We start from the raw sequence: 19,584 nt of genomic DNA, 5'->3' as shown, positions 1-19,584 counted from the left end.
ATAATGAAAAAAGATATTAATCCAGATGTGGAGGACAAAGTGATAAAACTATCTGTCAAAAGCAAAATAAACACAATTCATAATAAATCTGAGATTCTCTTTATCAGTACTTTTCCTCCTAAGGTGTGCGGAATTGCCACTTATACCCAAGATTTAATAAGATCTCTTCAATCAAAATTCGGAGAATCATTTAAAGCAATTATCTGCCCGATGGAATCAGAGGATGAAAATTATCAGTACGAAGAAAAAATTGAATATAGTTTAAATACATCTGATATAATTTCTTATTTAGAGCTGGCCAATCAAATTAATAAAAATGATAATATTCAGCTTGTCATGCTTCAGCATGAATTCGGATTTTTTAATGATGTTAAAAACGGGTTACTCCTTTTGCTCAAGAATGTAAGAAAAGATGTTATTATCACTTTTCATACAGTGCTGCCAAAACCGAATCATGAACTGAAAGAAAAAGTAAAAGAAATTGCAGGTTTTTCTCAATCTGTTATTGTCATGACCGGAATTTCTGCACATATCCTTTCAAATGATTACGATATTCCTTTTGATAAAATCAAGGTGATTCCACATGGCACCCATTTACTGCCCTTTACCAATAAAGTTTCTTTAAAGGAAAAATATCAACTTCAGGATAAAAAAGTGCTTTCTACATTCGGGTTATTGGGTTCCGGTAAAAATATCGAAACAACTTTACAGGCATTACCGGAAATTATCTCTGAAAATCCGGAAGTTATCTTCTTAATTATAGGAAAAACCCATCCTGTCATCGTAAAAAACGAAGGTGAAGAATATCGTTCATCATTAAAACAGATCATTAAAAATCTTCATCTGGAAAATCATATCCGCTTTATTAATGAGTATTTACCTTTGGATGAATTACTAGAATACCTTCAGCTTACTGATGTTTATCTTTTTACATCAAAAGACAGGAACCAGGCCGTAAGCGGAACCTTTTCTTACGCCATCAGCTGTGGATGTCCTATTGTTTCCACACCTATTCCTCACGCTTTGGAAGTATTAAAAGAAGATACCGGAATTATTATTGATTTTGAAGCTCCGGAACAATTAGCTGTTGCCGTAAATACATTATTGAAAAATAAAAAGGCACAAGAAAAACTGCGTTCAAAATCGTTAGAAAAAATGGCTCCCACAGCTTGGGAAAACTCTTCTATCTCACATGCTATATTATTTCAGGAATATATAAAAGATAAAAAAGAGCTGAATTACACTTTACCAGAAATCAACCTTGATCACATCAAAAACATGACGACAAATTTTGGAATGATTCAGTTTTCCAAAATCAACAGACCCGATATATCTTCCGGCTATACTCTGGATGATAATGCCCGTGCAATGATTGCTGTTTGCAGGCATTATGAATTAAGCAGAAACGAGTCTGATTTGGAACTAATTTTAATTTACCTGAATTTCATTAATTTTTGCCAACAGCCAGATGGAAGTTTCCTGAATTATGTGAATGAACAAAAAAAATTTACAGAACAGAATAACGAAACTAACCTGGAAGATTCTAACGGAAGAGCAATCTGGTCACTGGGATACTTACTTTCAATGAAGGAAATTCTACCTCAAAAGTTTTCTGACAAGGCAGAAGCAATCATTCAAAAAAACCTCATCTGTGCAGAAAAAACCTATTCTACAAGGGCTATGGCTTTTATTATAAAAGGGTTATACTATCAAAATTCCGAAACCAATATTCCCTTATTAAAAAAACTAGCCAACCGTCTTGTGAAAATGTATCAACACGAAAAAAAAGATGATTGGCAATGGTTTGAAAGCTATATGACCTACGGAAACAGTGCATTGCCCGAAGCTCTATTATGCGCGTGGCTTGCTACCGGTGACGAGATATACAAACAAACAGCGCATGATTCTTTCCAGTTTCTATTATCCAAAATTATTACAGATGATAATATTAAGGTAATTTCCAATAACGGATGGCTTCATAAACATGACATGAATACTGATACAAATGGTGGAGAGCAACCTATTGATGTTGCTTATACCATTTTAGCATTATCAGCATTTTACAAGGTTTTTCATGATGAGAAATATTTAGAAATCATGAAAAAATCCTTCAATTGGTTTTTAGGAAAGAATCATTTAAATCAAATCATCTACAATCCTGCTACCGGCGGTTGTTATGATGGTCTGGAAGAAAAAAATGTAAACCTCAATCAGGGCGCAGAATCTACAGTGAGTTATCTGATGGCAAGACTTTGCTTTATAAAATAAGCATTTATAATCTTTTAATACATTATAGCTAATATAAAAAAGCAGAAGGTAATATACCTTCTGCTTTTTTATATAATATTGTGATTTAACTTCCTATGCCGGATTATTTCTTTCCATTTCCAATTCCCAAACACGGTGATTGGCAATAGCTTTGATAAATGATTCGTCGGCATTTTTATTTTCGACAGTTATAATCGCCGGATCCTGATGTTTTTTACTGCTTACATTGCTGGCTTTATATATATCATCCGTTTCATTTCCGAAATAGATCGCTTTACAATGTTTATAAGCTTCATTCACAAAAAGAAGTGTTCCGGGTTTATTATCTTCATTCAATAAACTCTCTGAAGATTTTTTACCGCTGCATAAATATAAAGCATCAAAACAAACACTTGCTGTACTGGTAAGAGAATGTTTCGGCTCGAAGATTGTTCCGTCATCTGCCGTAACCGGTGCAAGACTTCCTGCAATAATCTGTACAACGGCGCCTTCCTTTTCAAGCTTTGATTTCAAAGTATTGACATCTTTTGCATTTACTCCGTTTTCCATAATAAAACCAATGACACGGCTTTTTATCGTATTTTTAATGGTATTACTCATACTTAGAGGATCTGAGCTCTTAGTAGAAGGTTCTTTTTCAGGGCTTTGCAATGTTTTTGGATCAGCATCTGCAGGAATACTTCCATTTGGCTGTTTTAGTTTGGTAACGTTTACACCTACTTTTTTAGCAACCAATGATGCTAAATCATTATTAATGAAAGCCAATTGCCCAACTACTCTTTCTCGGATAGCAGGAATAGTCACCTTTGACAATTCAAAAATCAAAGCATTTTGAAGGTGTTTCTTTTCAGGGTCAGATTGGCTGTTGTAAAATAATTTAGCCTGAGAATAATGATCAACAAAACTTTGACTTCTTGCCCTTATTTTCTGCCCATCCACCCTTTCTTCCTGTGAAGTAAAACCACCGTCTTTCATCATTGCCTGAAAAGGACAGCCTCCTCCAATAGTATTCGGTTCATAGCTTACCTTTCCTTTTACAATCTGCTGTCTCATGTGACCGTCACGCTGGTTATTGTGAACCGTATTAATAGATCGGTTAATCGGTATTTCGTGAAAATTTGGTGACCCTAACCTGGAAAGCTGAGTATCGGTGTAAGAAAATAATCTACCCTGTAGCAGCGGATCATTCGTAAAATCTATTCCCGGAACAAGATGACCGGGGTGAAATGCAATTTGCTCCGTTTCTGCAAAAAAGTTATCCGGGTTTCTGTTAAGAGTCAAAGTTCCTACTAATTCTACGGGTACTTCTTCTTCAGGAATCAGTTTTGTAGGATCAAGTAAATCAAAATCAAATTTATGTTCATCTTCTTCCGGAATAATCTGTACCCCGAAATCCCATTCCGGAAAAGCTCCATTTTCAATGGCTTCCCAAAGATCTCTCCTGTGAAAATCAGAATCTTTACCGGAAATTTTAGTCGCTTCATCCCAAGCTACGGAATGAACGCCTAATTTCGGTTTAAAATGAAATTTCACAAAGTGCATTTTTCCTTCCTCATTAATAAATTTAAAGGTATGAACGCCAAAACCTTCCATCATTCTGTAACTTCTCGGAATTGCCCTGTCACTCATAGCCCACATAATCATATGCATGCTTTCCGGCATCAGGGAAATAAAATCCCAAAATGTATCGTGTGCAGATGCAGCCTGTGGAATGGCATTATCCGGCTCGGGTTTTACGGCATGAATCAGATCTGGGAATTTTATTGCATCCTGAATAAAAAATACAGGAATATTATTTCCAACTAAATCATAATTGCCTTCTTCAGTATAAAATTTAATAGCAAAACCCCTTACATCCCTCGCAAGATCCGTACTGCCCGCACTGCCCGCAACGGTAGAAAATCGCACAAAAACAGGTGTTTCCTTACCTTCTTCCGACAAAAATTTTGCTTTGGTATATTTTTTTAGACTTTTATTTAATCTAAAAGTTCCGTGTGCGCCGGAACCACGTGCATGTACTATTCTTTCAGGTATCCTTTCGTGATCAAAGTGGGTAATCTTTTCTCTCAGAATAAAATCTTCCAGTAAGCTCGGGCCTCTTTCTCCCGACTTTAAAGAATCCTGATTGTTATTGATTTTTAATCCCTGATTGGTTGTTAGAGCCTGATTATCATTTTCTGTTATAGAATGCTCTAGCTGTTGTGATTTTGGGTTAGAAGTTTCTTTCATATTAATTCTATTTAGTTCGTTAATTATCCAACAATTAAGCCAAATCACTATATTTTGATAAATATATTTTACAAATAATAAATAAAAAACAAATAAAAATTGTAATTGCTAATAATATAACAAACACTGTAATACTTAACAAAAAATTACTTCAAATAATACAGTTAATTAATATTGTACTGAAAATAATCTGAAAAGATAATTATCAGATTATCGAATGCATATTTTTTTCAGCTAAAAATGTGTATTAAAATATCAATATGTCCAACTCTTATTTTTCAAAGTATGCTTTATAATCACCATTAGCTATTAATGAGTTCAAAAGACTTTATAAATTTTACGACTTATTATGATAACATTTACTATTTTAACTTACATAACCATTTAATAATCAATACGATAAAAACCGTAAATGAAATTAACAAATTGACTTAAAGTTATCATTATAACTTATCAGGACTATAAATATTATATTACTTTTACCCCAAGAAAATAAAAAACAGAATTAAACATATTTTAGTACAAAATTCTTTTACATTTTTTTTACGCTAAATAAAATACAGAAAATCTCCATTACTAACTTTAAAAATTTAATACTATGAAAAATTTTATTTTTTTAGTTCCGGTTTCATTAAAATTCACATACTGTTTAGCTGATTATAGCAATTATCCGGCTAATAGTATTCTGTATATTGGACCCTAAGCAATAACCATAAAGATAAAAGATATATACGCTACATCTTTTAGGTCAAAAAAAACCTTAATTCCCTCATTTGCATTCTGATTTCCAAACCATGATTGGGTCAGAACGTACTGAGACAGATAAACCTTGTCTTTTACAATTAATAAAAGCACTTATAATGAAATCCTATTTACAACAGCTGAAGCCCACTTTTTCCCTATATAAAGGGGCTTCATTGCTGTTGTTTATATTTTTAATGTCTTCAAATCTAAATTCCCAGGCTTTCTATTATGTAAAGGGTACTAAAATTACTATTCATGATAATACAACATTCTATATTACAGACTCAGGAAATGTTGACCAGGTAAGATTGAGGAATTTTGAGGGTGAAATTTTAATTCAGAAACAGACTTTACATAACACCAAAAACCTTACATCTAATGAAAAAAAATCTAAATCCGGCCCTGAAAGAGTTACAAAACAATCAATTTCAAAATCCTCCAAAGAAAAGATAAAAACTTTTCCGAAAATAGAATCAGTTGAATTTTTGAAACTTTGTCCCGATAATTTCTTTTCAACTTATCAAAAAGGGATAGCAATTTCAGTTTCGGTTCCCAACATTCAATATCATTCGAAATTTTTAATTGAAAATATAAGATATAGACTTTTACATATATACCCTAAAAATACTAATAATGAAATAATTAACAATAATCTTAATTTTTTTAAGGACTATCATTTGTCACAATACATAACCCGTCCTCCACCTCCAGTTTTTTGAATTTATTTTTAAACAAACATGTACTATTATTTAAAATTTAAAGAAAAATAAGGTGAAAAAAATCAATCTTTTAATTGGTATATTCATAATGATGAGTATACCTGCACCAGCACAGAGCCCAGGAGGAGTCGCCGGCACACAATTGTGGTATAAAGCCGATTTCGGAACAAATACTACCGTAGAAGGCGGTACTGTAACATCCTGGAACAATGCCGGTTTTACTGGCGGGCAACTTCAGGCTTTGTCGGGATTCCCGCTCCATACCGCAAATTCCACGTATTTGAATCTGGGATCCAACTTTAATCCAGCTGTAAGAATGATTCAGGGTGCAGGATTAGGAATGCTTAATGCTTTTTCTGCAACAGCAACAACACCAGGAACAGCCGGAACATTCTATAATGTTTCTAAAGCGGGAGCAGGAGGAACACCCAATATCGGCTATAATGTGCAAATGAACGTGAGTAATTCAACATTAAGCACACCCGGTGCAGGAGCATCTGAAAATGAGATGGGAAGTTATATCAACAGTTCCACCTCAGCAGGAATATTTAAATGGAGCCAGAATATACAATTTATTTCTACCAATTTATTCAATCCGTCTACCACTAATATTTTAGGCTGGGCATATACTACAGGTGTGGCAAGTGCTTATCCTTACAAAATAAATGGTAAAAGCCAAGTTCCTTCAAGCTATACTCCACCGGCATTCACGGGTAGAAACTTCCATCTGAATACTGACACAGATGGAGGTGCAGAAAGAGGCGGAAACGATTACCAGGAAGTTATCGGATATGAAAGACAGCTAACGGCGGCTGAGCAAAACAGAATTGAAAGTTATTTAGCCGTAAAATATGGTGTAACGATAGATCAAACTGTAGCAACAAACTATGTGGCTACTGATGCTACTGTAATTTGGAATGCCTCAGTCAATTCTGCTTATAATCAGAACATTGCAGGTATTGGGCGTGACGATGCCACAGCTTTAAATCAGAAACAATCTCAAAGTATCAATACAGGCTCCCACGTAGCTATAGGAATTGGCGGGGCTTTGGCTAATACAAATGCGTTAAACACGAATAGTTTCCCGACCGATAAACAATATTTAATTTGGGGAGATAATGGTTTAGAAAGAACATTATCAACACCTATCAGTGGGATTTCAGGTATTAATTTGCGTTTCCCTGCTATCTGGAAAGTTCAAAATACAACATCCGTAGGAACTGTAAGAGTAATGTGGCCACAAGGAATTACGAATTTGAAATTAATTCAAAGTACAGATGCTGTTTTTGATAATACAGATACTGTCACAAGCATGACTTCTACACAGGTTATTAACGGAATAACATATAATTATGCAGATGTAACGTTAGATAATGGTCAGTTTTTTACTTTTGCAGGATTGATTAATGCTCCTGCAGGGGTTGCTGCCGGATTGGGATATTGGTATGATGCCGGCGTTACTGCTACTTTAACCAATTGGTCTGACAGAGTAAATGGTTTTACCATAAGTAAAAATGGTACAGGAGCCATCTTATTATCTAACGGTGATGCAAACAGCAACTATAATCCGTTCTATACATTCTCTTCAACAGATTTCGCTCACTTTACAGCGGTCATAAACCCTGCATCTTTGGGTAGATTGCATACAACTTTCGCAGTAGGTGCCAAATCAGGAGATATCGATCCTACTTACAGCCATATTTTCAGATTCGGAAATATCGCAGGAAGCGGCGCAGCGCATAGATATGGTTTAGGTATTAATTCATCAAGTAATTTGGTAACTCTCCACTATATAGATAACGGAGGCATTATAAACAGGCAAAATACAGCTTTTAATGCTCTTTTAAATAAAATGACTTTAGTTGGGGGGCAAGTAAGCTCAATTGTCAGTGGCAATAATAAACAGGTAGGTTATAACGGTAGTTTTGTTACTTTTTCGGATGCAATAACTGCAGATGTTCTTAGTAATATGCAAATAGGCGGAAGCGTTTTTGGTTTTGCAGGAAGAATTCCGGAAGTTGCCTACTATAATGTTAGTTTATCTGCACAGGACAGAGATAAAGTAGATACCTATTTTGCAGTAAAGTATGGTATTACACTGATACAGCCTTTGAATTATATCAATTCTGCTGCTACTATTGTCTGGAACTCATCTACTAATACGGCTTTCAACAACAATATTTTTGGTATTGCAAGAGATGTAAATGGTAATTTAGATCAGAAAATATCTCATAGCATTAATGATAACAGTATTCTTACAGCATCTACCATCAATGATTTTACATCACCAAATTCCAATATAAGCAGAACATCATTGGCAGATAAAGGATTTATGATGTTTGGTGATAACAACGTGCATACCGGTACATCAGTGGTGAATCCCGTGAGTTGCCCTGCTTTATCGGACGGCCTTGTAAGAATCAACAAAACATGGCTGGTTCAGAAAACAGGAACTGTTAATGCGTCTTATTTCGAAGTTGATTTATCTTCCTATAATATCAACAGTGAGATATCTTTATATTTCTCAGATGACAGTGGATTCACAACCAACACAGGAATTTCACCGGCAATAAGCGTTTCCGGAGGTAAAGCAATATTTTATTATAACTTTAAAAACGGACAGTATTTTACTGTAGTTGGTAAAGTTGGTCCTGCAGCCTGTCAGGCATGTTTAGGAGGAAAACAAACACTGCAAAATGGGCAAGCCTGGTTTAACGGAGGTGCAACCGGTGCTACAAACAATACTTTGAATAATATCCCTTTAAGCGGAACTGCCCCTGCAAGTGGTGCATTATCAGCAGATATCAGTGTTACTTATCCTTCAGGTGTAGAATGGATTCCTACTATTTTCCCAAGAATGTTTGGTACATGGACACAGCTATCAAGATACGATAATATGAGTGGCGAAGCAGGTAAAGTATCTTATACCGTGAATTTAAAAGATATTAATGGAACTAAAGCTGCAAAAGCCAGCTTCCAGATTGCAGGCATTACTAAATTGGCAGGACAGTCTACAATTGTAAAAGTAATTGGCTATTGCGGTACTGATCAAGTCACTCCAAAAATGAATTATGCTTATAATTCTACACCCGCTCTTAATAATATTTTAAGAAGATACACAATTGATGCTTCTACAGGTACAGCAACAGGAACTCAACCTTATCTAGATATTCTGGATTATGCAACGGTAAATGTAGATTTTGAAAAACCTGTTGAGAAAATCGTGATAGAATGGACGATTGACAGAAGCCCGGTATTCAGCAAAGTTGATTTCCTTTACATTGGTAATATGTCATTTGTTTGTGATAATCCGATTGAGCCAATCCCGGATAACGTGAGTATTATTGCTTCATATATTGAAAATCAACTGCCAACTTGTGAGGATGCAACATTAAAATTAAATATTAAAAATAATAACTGCTCACCTAAAACGATTGATATTAATAATACTTTACCAGGAGGGTTACAATATGTAGCGGATAGCTATGTAGGTCTTGGAACCGAAACTCCTATATATGCAGGCCAAAGTTTCTTACTAAATGATTTGACAGTACCTTCAGGGAATTCTTATATTTATGTAAAAGTAAGGCCTTCAGGAGCAGGAACCTATGCTACACACTTCAATTACACGGTAGATGGGGGAATCAATGATCCCAATCCTTATAGAAGCGATGATGATAGCGGAGCTGCAGGATATCAGGATACGAGCATTACTTATACGGCTTCAACAGCGATCACTAAACCAACGGTAACAAAATCTGTTAACAGATGTTTCGGAGCGTCTTCTACAGAGCTTGAATATACGGTTAACATCACAAATAATGATGCAAATCCTATTACCGATGTGGAATTTACTGATAATCTGGATGCAGCCCAGACGTACATCGCTGGTTCTTTAGTCCAGACTAATTTTACAGCTAACGGAACAGCGATATTTGACGGAGATCAGGTTTATATCTCAGGAATGAACATAGCTGCAGGACAAACAGCGGTGATTAAATTTAAAGTTAATACCAATACTTCTGCTACAATGGCTTATACTGATGTGGACGGAAGCAAATATTTTAGCAATATGGCATCTGTTACAGTAGATCCTCAGTCTGAATGTGGAGCTTCTAATTCTGTATCTTCCCATTTATTAAAAGTTCTGGAATGTACTTACTGTACAAAAGATCCGAACACCTCTCCTGCTGATATGATTACTAAAATCGGTATTACCATTCAGGCTAAGCAAAACGGATGGCCGGAAAATCTTCCCAATGGTGCCGTGGCTCTGGAATCAAAAACAAGAGGTTTTGTCATTACACGTTCCCAAAGCTCTCTGATTGCAAATCCGGTAGAAGGCATGCTAATCTACGATACCGTAGATAAATGTATGAAGCTTTATAACGGAACCGGATGGAATTGTGTGGTGAGAAGCTGTAATGAATAATAATTTTAAAATTAATTAAATGAAAAAAATAATAATATTAACAGTTATTCTTGCCGGCTCTTCTTTCATAAAAGCACAGGTCGGCATGGGTAAGGATTCTGTGGACGGAGATGCTATTCTGGATTTTCCTTTATCTAATACAGGAATTCTCCTTCCGGTTGTAGACACTCTTCCAACCGGGACCGCAGCAAGCAACGGGACATTTTTGCTTGATAAATCAGACATTACGGTAAAAATGCGTGAGAATGACTTATGGGTTTCTTTATCAGACACCGGAAGTCTTACAGGCACAATGCCCAATACATCTGCCGAAGAAGGCGGAGGCATTATTATTGGCGCTCCAGGTTCACCGGCACAAGGTGTGCTGGTACTTGAATCTGCTGATAAAGCCTTAGTTTTACCAAAGGTCAATGATCCGGTTACAAATATGAAAAGTCCGGTAGCAGGGACTATCTGTTACGATACAGTGAGTAAAACAATAGCTGTATTTGATGGATTAAAATGGAGCTTTTGGAAGTAAAGGCGTTTTTGATATTAGTTTTTAAGTTCGGTGCAAATGTGCCGAACTTTTTTTAGAGATAATATAAATTTTGATGATGAATTAATGCAAAGCGAATCTATAAAGAAGAAATTATAAATGATTACTCATGCACTACGTCCCTGTCTTCCTCCTCTTTTATAGTCATTATATATTCGGACGGTGTTATTCCCTCAATTTGTTTAAATACCCTATTAAAAGTAGACTGATTAGAAAATCCGGATGCCGTATAGATGTACATTAAGGTAACCTTACTGATATCATTTTCCTGAAGCAGTTTTTTTACATTTTCAATTCTGCACATATTCAGATAATGATTAAAATTTGAAAATCCATTCAGCTTAATTGATTTGGATATATATAAATTATTGGATCTCAAAATATTAGATAATTGAGAAATGGTAAAATCCACATCTTTAAAGTAAGCCTTTTCTTCTACAATATTTTTAACCTCTTTAAACAAAGCAATATACTTTTCTGTATTTTCACTATCTGCATACATCATCCTGTCTTTGTCAGCGGGTTCAGTAAATACAAAGGCTTCGGCTTCATTAGTATCACTAAAATTATTATTTATTTGATTGTCATTTTTATTTTCAGAAAATGTAATCTTATTAAAAATATTTTCCTCTATTTCTGCTTTTCTTATTTTCTCATTATAATATATCAGAAGGCTGAATACGGCAAGATTCACTATTCCAACAAAAGTATCAGAGATTACAATAACATTTACATCACTGAGATTGAAATAATCAAACACAAATAGTTTTGTCAGAACACTTACCGCGATAATTATCAGTAATATATATATTGAATATATATAAACGTATTTTTTTCCCAGAAAAATATGGGCTCCCAGCGGTACAGGTAAAAGCCACATGGCAGTAGCAGCAGAATATTTCCAGAAATCAAGCATAATAAATCCTGCAAATAAAGGAGCATAAGTCAGATAAAGATGTACAAGTACTTTTACATTATAGCTTTTACGAATAATGATAAATGTATAAAATAATAAAACAGAATAGGCAAATGTGCAAGCTGCAAAAAACGAATCTTTAATAACAAAATAAAATACTAAAGAGTATCCCAGTAATATACCAGACATTAAATACACATATTGTGAAATTAATTTTCTCTTTAATGCATCTACAGATCCATCTATAAATTTTTTATCAGTTGTCATTATAATGTTTTTCAAAAAAAAGCTTATGCAAAGTATTGACTTTCAAAATTCTACAAAACTTTAATGAAATTTAAAATTCTATTTAGATGTGAAATTTTTGATTCCTCCTATCAACTAATTTTGCAAAAGTAAGTTACAAATTTAATAATATATGAGCATATCTGAAATAATGGAAATTATTAATCGATTTTCTTTTTATCATATATAAGTCTTTATACAATGAAAAAATACTACAAAACCAAGTTATTAATTAAATAAACAACACTCATATATGTAAAAAAGCAAATAATTATAAAAAGCAAATGAATTTTAAACAGATAGCTGAATCATAAATTCTAATATAAATATTTTATAAGCCAGACTACTCTTAAATGATTGCCCCTCAAATAGAAGTCTGTCAACACAAATGATGAAATATTTTCAGCAAGGCTATACAGAGATGTTTTTCCCGGTCAGATTTTTCATACAAATTACAATAATGTATCGATACAAATTAAACACACTTTGTATAGCCTTTACGATTAAATGATGAGTCAAACTTAATGTATTTTCTATCTGTACCTAAAAGACATCAGCGCCTACTTCAAATTAAAAGTTAAGATATTATACAATGAATTTTAAAGATATAAACATCGGTTTAATGATCAATAAACGAGCCCAGGAATATGAAATAGAAATGCACAGGCTATGTAAGTTCTTTAATTGTACAGAAAAGGACATTTCAAATATGTATAATTCTAAAAGTTTGGATACTGAAATTCTTTTGAAATGGAGCAGGATTTTAGAATACGATTTTTTCCGGTTTTATTCACAGAATTTGATATTCTATTCTCCGGCTTCTTCCGGTATCAGAAGTAAGAAAAATAAGGACAATTCACAAATGCCACATTTCCGCAAGAATATTTATACCAAAGAGGTTATCAATTTTATGCTTGAAATGCTTGAAAAAGGAGAGAAAACAAAAAGCCAAATCGTTAGTGAATATAATATTCCTAAAACAACTTTATACAAATGGATCGAGAAAAACAAAAAATGAGACAACCTTACTATAAAAAAATTTATTCAGATATCCTCACTAAAAAATTTCCTGGTAAAATTAATGAATGCCAATCTATATTGTCAAAGGAAGAATTGAGTGTTTTGGATATTATTCAGCTTAATGAGCGGATTTTTGGATGCCATGAAATATCTGCAGATAATCAGCGTCTCCGGTCTTATGATAATCAGTCTATTTCTAAGATACTGGAATATCAAAAAAAATATGATCTTAATAATACTCAGCTGTCAATTCATTTCAAACTGAGCAGAAATACCATTGCAAGATGGAAATCTAAATTTAAAATTGATGAGTAAAATTATTCGTTTTTTTTGATACGCCCACGTTGGAATCAATACTATCTCAGACTTTAGCCAAATTCTAGATTTCAATATATTTTGCCGGATTTCTTCAATACTGTTTAAAATCATTATTACTCCCCAAAAAAGGTCAATAATACCCTTTTCTTTATAAAACTCAAACAACTGACTCTCAGTAATTTATTTTATCTAAGGTGAAATGAGGGTTTTTGAGTGATGCTTAATTCTCACGTAAAATGTCATATACTATATGTTTGCCAAAAATTAATTCGTAAAACTCTAAAACAAAAAATTTTCGAACAAAAGCACATGAAAAAAATTACAAATGAAGAATCGAAATTATTACTCAAAACAATCATTACACTTTCGATTATATTCTTCTTTATATCTGTTGCAGATTTCTTCTTTAGCAGCAAAAAGATGTTATTGTATCCTACATCAATTGTTTTACTATTCAATCTTGTCATGCTGTTCAATATTAATAAATCAAACATAGAAAGGTTCAAATTTTTGAACATGAGTATTCTGACAATCTATTTCTCTTTTCTTTGTCATTATTTTTTTCTTGATTTGTTTTTTGTAGCCATATTTTGCCTGTTATTTTTATATACTCTTGTATTATTTAAAAATCTACAGAGAATTATTTTATGCTCATTAATCATTATCAGCATTACTTTCTTATTATTTCTTTTCAGAGAGCAGAACAACATCTTAAGGTCTTCCGGAGACAGCAATCTTTATCTGGGATATCTGCGGGTTACTGCAGTACTTGCAATAGGGTTACTCTTTTATTATATCGCTGATTTTTGGTTTAAAAACAAAAGGGCTCCGGAAGAATCATTGAAAATAGTACAAAATGAGAATAATACAGTAGTAGAATTAGTCGATATATTTGAATCAATTAACAGGAGAGACAATTCCTTTATGCCTCTTTTCTTGGCTACAAACCTCATATTCGTTAACAAGATTAGGGAAATATGTCCTAAAATCAATGAAACAGAACTTGAAGTCTGTGCTTTGATAAAACTCGGACTGACCACAAAAGAGATTGCAATAGCAACAAATTCCACTTACAAAGCAATAGAATCCATCAAATACAGGCTTCGAAAAAAAATGAATTTGGAATCAAGTGTCAACCTAATGCTATTTTTTAATGAAATGTAAAAATCTTATCGCATTTTTATAGACCCAACAGTCTGGCAGGTTTGTTCTTCCTGGTTAATATGGGAACTTCAATCTAAAACCATGTTGTAATTTTTAAATGAAATACTAAAAAGTCCTCCAAATTAATAATTTGGAGGACTTTACATTCATTATGTTTTTTCTGTTAAATACTCTTTATTCTTTAACGGCTTTGAAAACTTTAGAATGTTTTTCGCCCTGAATCTTTATAAGATATCCTCCTTTATTCAGTTCGGATACATCAAGGGCATTTGTTCCTTTCTCAAAAGTTTTCATTTTTATAAACTGTCCAGCCATATTGTAAACAGCTATTACAGATTTTTCATTAGTGCTTACAAATAAAACTTCTTTCATAGGAACAGGGTAAATTTTAGTCTCATTATCCTTTTCAGCCGGAATGATATTCACCGATTTCTGTTCTGTTGATTTTGACATTTTAGCAGTCGATAAAACATTAACAATTGGCACAGCCTCCCAGCTTTCCGGTAATTCATTATTCAAATCAGGAGAAATTAGCTTTAAATAATACCCCTGTCCGTTTGCCTGAACCGGCCAAGGTGAAACACTGCTGAAAAATACATAATCAACCGTATTTCCGGATTTATCTTTAAAAGTAACTGGTTCACCTGAGTTACTCAGACTACCGCTTGCCCATTGATATTTAGTAAACTGGTCAAATCCTGTAATCAGTGTAGGATTTTTCACCAACATTATAGTCTGGTTGGGTAAAATTTTTGTTCCCTGAGGAAAAGTATAGGTAACAGCATCTGAAATTGTATATCCTGAAACATCCAAATCTGAACTTCCTGAATTTGTAACCATTAAAAACTCTGCATCTCCATCGGATTGCGGTTTATAATTAATTCCGGTAATGACAAACTTACCTGAATTCATATCTTCCACTTTAATGGTTTTTGAGAATTTAGGGCCCCAATTATTTGTTCCAAATGAGCGTGCCACAATAGCGTAAGTACCCACCGGTACATTAAACTCACCACTATATAAATGTGCATCCTGCGAAACTATTCCATCATTTCCCATCGGATCTGTCCCGTTTAATGTATAATAAACCTGTGTTCCCGGATTTGGGTTATTTATCTGGATATTATCAGTTGTCTTGATTGTATCTAATGTTGGAATTTCAGCAGGTAAAAGAGTGTGTGCCATATTATATTCCAGCCATTTTTTTAAACTGAAAGAAACTCTCTCCGGAACCTGGCCAATAATTCTGGGACCATCAATATTTTTCCATTGATTATAAACATTGGATGTATAGCCCATATAAGCCGCATCTAATTTGTATAACCTGTCAAGCTCATTCATTACGGTCTGGATCTTATTCTGCACGTTTGCCACAGACAATGTCGCACCATCTGCCCCGGTAAAATTTCCTGAAGCTGGTCCCATATATTGTAAAACAGCATCTTTTACTAAAGTCTTAAACTCAAGATTTCCTGTTGCTACATTGGTATTTGAGCCCATAAACCGCCCGAATAATCCTCCGGGGCCATTTCTGCTTGTCGTAAGAAGCCATTTTTGTTTATAGTTTCCTCCACCGCCTGCAAATCCTCTTGCAGGCATTGATATATCTGATGAAGAATAGGTAATTCCACCAAAAAAAGATCCGTCTGTGTCATTAATCATAAATTTAGTTTTCATCACATCAGGATTGGTATTATGAGTAATAGCTGTTGCCTCGTTTTCGGTATCTGTAAACATAAACATGATCTGGAATTTTATTAAATCATCTACATCCACAAGTTTTTTAAATTCCTGAAACTTCTTATTAGCAGCAATACTTTTGATATTATTCCAAACAGCCTGACTTCCGTCTCCCGCTTCTACGATACCTGATGTAAAATATCCATCCTGAAGGTTTACTTTAGTATAGTTATCATCATCATCACCAAAAATTTCCTCAAGATTATTAGGGTTAAAGTCGTTTCTCATGGTCTTTAATCCACGATATTTCCCGTTGATAAACAGATTTATATAACGTGTGTTTAAAGCATATTTTCCCATTTCTTTCTGCAAATTCATCGATATTTTTTCACTGAACCTCATAAAACCTATATTATAAACATTTCGGGATGCATTGTCCTGACCTTGTTTTAATTCTAAGGACTGGATTTTTCCGGGATTTTCAAAAACATCATTCGGATAATCATCAAAGAATGTATAATTTGCCTTCTTCACTCCAGAGTCAGCGTTAAATTTAAACTTAAGATTAGGGTTATAAAAACCTACACTTTCCTGTCCAAACTTTCTGGTCAGAGAATTGCTGAAGAAGTTATTTCTTCCGCTGTATACATTGTTATCAATATATTCTACTGATGCTTCTGCCCAAAGTGTATTAGGTTCTGAATTGGTAGTAACCGAAACAATGGGCACTTCACCAATAGCCTGTGCATATTCATCTGCTGTGATATTTGATTTATAAAGCCATTGCCAATAGCCATCTAAAGCAGTTTCATTAGCATAATTATTTCTCAAAACATAGGTATGTGCAATTACCCCTGAATTATTTCCTGCGGAATCATAAGCATACACTTTCACTGCAGAAGTTTTGTTGATTGTAATCGGTGCTGTATAAGTCATGCCCACCGTTGCAGACGGAGTTTTTCCATCCAGTGTGTATTTTATTGTAGTTCCTGATTGTGCAGAAATGGTTAAATCAAATCCTACATCGTAAACGCCTCTTTTTTTACTGAAATTAAGGTCTAACCGTTGTTTTCCATCATTATTTGAGGCATTATAAGTAGGTTTAATAAAACTGGTTAAACTTCCTGTGCCGTTTGGAAATCTCCCGAATGACTGATTAAAAGGAATATTTTGATAGGTCAAAACATCCTGCTGAATTACAGTCCCATTTACTTTTCTTGAAAGATAAATTGTTTCTCCGTCAGCGCTCAAGCCGAAATTAAGATGATTATTTCCTTTGGCGGGATCGCTGTCGGCAATAAACATTCCAAATCCTTTTGCCGGAATATAGATGTTTTTTAATTCGCTTAAAGTTCTGTTACCATTTTTATCGGAAAGATAAATTCCACTGTTTTGATTTTTGAAATAAACCGGATAATCATGATCATTGTAAATTTCGAGCCAATCTTCATCCTGAATCTGAGTGCCTTCTGACGATACTTCATTAATATAAAGTTTATTCATATTTGCAGGATTAGTTTCTATACCCTCAATCACAGGACCGGTGTTATTATTCAGATACTCAATCACCAAACGTGGCTGATACAGCTCTGAACCATTCCTCGAATATACACTTGCTCCTCCAGATGCTGATTCCAGTTTAAACGCCAATGAATTTCCAGAATGCCATCCATTCATCCTTATCTGATCAACCACATTTCTAAGATTAGCTGTTCTGTACTTAGAATTTGATACCCAATTCCCGGTATTCCAATCTACAAAGATTGTTGAATAATTACGTTTTGTGATATTTTCTGAAGCTGTAGTATAAACCGCAGCGTCTGAATCTTCAGAATATACTTTTATTTGTGCATTTGTACTATTTCCATAGGCATAAAACTCAATATAAGCGTCTGCAACATAAGCATTATCAGGAAGCTGGATATTTTCAAACCGTATAGCTGTGGTTTGCGGAATATTGCCATACTTTCCACCCAATTCCAAAACACCACTGCCCAAATCCATATTGCCTGTTGTAAGAACCTGTTCGGCATCATTATTTCCGGAAGAAACGTATCTGCGGATGGTTTCATCCTGCTGTACAGCCCCCACACCTGGTCCTGCTCCATTATTAAGATATTCAATTACCAGTCTTGGTTGATAATTTACATTTCCTTCTCTTGACCACGCTGTGGCATAGCCATCATTCCCCTCTACTTTAAAAGCCAGAGCCTGACCGGGTTGCCATCCGTTCAGACGGGTTTCATCTATTATTTCTTTAAGGTTTGCGCTTTTATACTTGGTATTGGAAGTAGTCCAGGCATCAGTAATCCATTTTACCTTACGCAGACTGTAGCTTCTTCCTGCTATATTATTGTTAGCCGTTGTATAGGCAGCAGGACTGCCCAATTCTGTTCTGAAAGTCAGCTCTGCATTATTCACATTATTCCCGTAAGAATAAAACTCAATATAAGCATTGGTAATTTGAGCCCCGGCAGGAATCTGAACATTTTCAAATCTTAATCCTGAAATTTGCGGAGTATTGCCATACTTTCCTCCCAATTCCAAAACACCGCTACCCAAATCTATATTGCCTGTCGTAAGAACCTGTTCGGCATCGTTATTCCCTGTGGAAATGACCGTATTAACAGTCGTTGTCTGGGTAGAATAATTTATAACTAATTTGGGTCTGTAACCTGTTGCTCCGGAGTAAGATTTGACGGTAAACGCTCCCTGCCCGCTTCCCTGAATACGAAATGCGAGACTTACATCATTCATACTATTATTCGGAAACATTTCCTGAACAATATTTTTTAAATCCGGAGACTGGTATTGCTGATTGACTTGACACCCTGAAGTTATCCATTCTGCAAAACTGCCGGAATAATTTCGGGATTTCAGATTTAAACCTGTTGTGGCAGCAGTAGATGCAGGATACGGAGGCGAACTTCCTATTTCCCCTGTAATTTTTATTACTGTTGAAGAAGTACTTGCCTCATCTCCGTAAAAAACAAGATAAACGTTGTTAATAACCGCATCAGACGGTAATGAAATCCCATCAAAACGCAAAAAAGTTTCCTGGAGATTTGCACCATCTTTTCCGGCAAGTTCTAAATCAGAACTTATGAAATTCGCAGTGTTATTACTCATCACTTCAACATCATTATTTTGATTGTTGATTTCTACCTGAAGTAGATTTTGTGATAATATCCATGCAGGAAAACAAAAAAGGAGTATAAATATTTTTATTTTCATCTTTTAAAATTGATTGTTAAAAAAAACCGCCCTTTAA

10 protein-coding genes are annotated in these 19,584 nt (G+C 34.4%); 7 read left to right on the top strand and 3 right to left on the bottom strand.

The annotated features are described in order from the left end of the window. The first annotated feature begins 3 nt into the window (after positions 1–3). Positions 4–2,268 carry a glycosyltransferase gene (locus ACM39_RS06780; RefSeq protein WP_082140542.1) on the top strand — a complete coding sequence of 755 codons (2,265 nt, stop codon included), beginning with the start codon at positions 4–6 and terminating at the stop codon, positions 2,266–2,268. Between the two features lie 93 nt (positions 2,269–2,361). Here the strand turns inward: ACM39_RS06780 and ACM39_RS06775 are convergent, their stop codons facing one another. Then, positions 2,362–4,497: a catalase gene (locus ACM39_RS06775; RefSeq protein WP_048510270.1), complete on the bottom strand. Its 2,136-nt coding sequence runs from the start codon at positions 4,495–4,497 to the stop codon at positions 2,362–2,364. Between the two features lie 860 nt (positions 4,498–5,357). On the opposite strand from ACM39_RS06775, the gene ACM39_RS06770 reads away from it, so the two are divergent. The 3 genes from ACM39_RS06770 (at position 5,358) to ACM39_RS06760 (ending at position 10,912) form a co-directional block, all read left to right on the top strand. Then, positions 5,358–5,960 (top strand): hypothetical protein, encoded by a 603-nt coding sequence (locus tag ACM39_RS06770; protein WP_131701423.1) that lies wholly within the window; start codon positions 5,358–5,360, stop codon positions 5,958–5,960. An 88-nt stretch (positions 5,961–6,048) separates the two neighbouring features. Further along, positions 6,049–10,392: a DUF11 domain-containing protein gene (locus ACM39_RS06765; RefSeq protein ID WP_082140541.1), complete on the top strand. Its 4,344-nt coding sequence runs from the start codon at positions 6,049–6,051 to the stop codon at positions 10,390–10,392. 19 nt (positions 10,393–10,411) lie between these two features. After that, on the top strand, positions 10,412–10,912 hold the full coding sequence (locus ACM39_RS06760) for a hypothetical protein (RefSeq protein ID WP_048510267.1): 501 nt from the start codon (positions 10,412–10,414) through the stop codon (positions 10,910–10,912). A gap of 121 nt (positions 10,913–11,033) precedes the next feature. Here the strand turns inward: ACM39_RS06760 and ACM39_RS06755 are convergent, their stop codons facing one another. Next, positions 11,034–12,113 carry a helix-turn-helix domain-containing protein gene (locus ACM39_RS06755; RefSeq protein WP_048510266.1) on the bottom strand — a complete coding sequence of 360 codons (1,080 nt, stop codon included), beginning with the start codon at positions 12,111–12,113 and terminating at the stop codon, positions 11,034–11,036. 640 nt (positions 12,114–12,753) lie between these two features. Here ACM39_RS06755 and ACM39_RS06750 point away from each other — a divergent pair. The 3 genes from ACM39_RS06750 to ACM39_RS06740 all read left to right on the top strand — a co-directional run bounded on the left by ACM39_RS06750 (position 12,754) and on the right by ACM39_RS06740 (position 14,633). Beyond that, on the top strand, positions 12,754–13,149 hold the full coding sequence (locus tag ACM39_RS06750) for a helix-turn-helix domain-containing protein (RefSeq protein WP_228377069.1): 396 nt from the start codon (positions 12,754–12,756) through the stop codon (positions 13,147–13,149). Continuing rightward, positions 13,146–13,466, top strand: coding sequence for a helix-turn-helix domain-containing protein (locus tag ACM39_RS06745; RefSeq protein WP_117590729.1), 321 nt, complete (start codon positions 13,146–13,148; stop codon positions 13,464–13,466). The genes ACM39_RS06750 and ACM39_RS06745 overlap by 4 nt, the downstream gene beginning before the upstream one ends. Before the next feature lie 312 nt (positions 13,467–13,778). Next, on the top strand, positions 13,779–14,633 hold the full coding sequence (locus tag ACM39_RS06740; protein WP_165585103.1) for a helix-turn-helix transcriptional regulator: 855 nt from the start codon (positions 13,779–13,781) through the stop codon (positions 14,631–14,633). Positions 14,634–14,807: 174 nt separating this feature from the next. On the opposite strand, the gene ACM39_RS06735 is transcribed toward ACM39_RS06740, so the two are convergent. Further along, complete coding sequence (locus ACM39_RS06735) at positions 14,808–19,547, bottom strand: FN3 associated domain-containing protein (RefSeq protein WP_048510262.1); 4,740 nt, start codon at positions 19,545–19,547, stop codon at positions 14,808–14,810. Positions 19,548–19,584 lie beyond the last annotated feature (37 nt).

The sequence above is a fragment of the Chryseobacterium sp. FH2 genome (genome assembly GCF_001045455.1).
Classification (GTDB): domain Bacteria; phylum Bacteroidota; class Bacteroidia; order Flavobacteriales; family Weeksellaceae; genus Chryseobacterium.
The sequence above is the reverse complement of the archived record's forward strand: the minus strand, read 5'-3'. Positions and strand labels throughout refer to the sequence as shown.

Coding starts and splice junctions, on each gene's coding strand:
- ACM39_RS06740 (WP_165585103.1), top strand. CDS start 13,779: ATGAAAAAAATTACAAATGAAGAATCGAAATTATTACTCAAAACAATC.
- ACM39_RS06765 (WP_082140541.1), top strand. CDS start 6,049: ATGATGAGTATACCTGCACCAGCACAGAGCCCAGGAGGAGTCGCCGGC.
- ACM39_RS06775 (WP_048510270.1), bottom strand. CDS start 4,497: ATGAAAGAAACTTCTAACCCAAAATCACAACAGCTAGAGCATTCTATA.
- ACM39_RS06760 (WP_048510267.1), top strand. CDS start 10,412: ATGAAAAAAATAATAATATTAACAGTTATTCTTGCCGGCTCTTCTTTC.
- ACM39_RS06755 (WP_048510266.1), bottom strand. CDS start 12,113: ATGACAACTGATAAAAAATTTATAGATGGATCTGTAGATGCATTAAAG.
- ACM39_RS06735 (WP_048510262.1), bottom strand. CDS start 19,547: ATGAAAATAAAAATATTTATACTCCTTTTTTGTTTTCCTGCATGGATA.
- ACM39_RS06750 (WP_228377069.1), top strand. CDS start 12,754: ATGATCAATAAACGAGCCCAGGAATATGAAATAGAAATGCACAGGCTA.
- ACM39_RS06745 (WP_117590729.1), top strand. CDS start 13,146: ATGAGACAACCTTACTATAAAAAAATTTATTCAGATATCCTCACTAAA.
- ACM39_RS06770 (WP_131701423.1), top strand. CDS start 5,358: ATGAAATCCTATTTACAACAGCTGAAGCCCACTTTTTCCCTATATAAA.
- ACM39_RS06780 (WP_082140542.1), top strand. CDS start 4: ATGAAAAAAGATATTAATCCAGATGTGGAGGACAAAGTGATAAAACTA.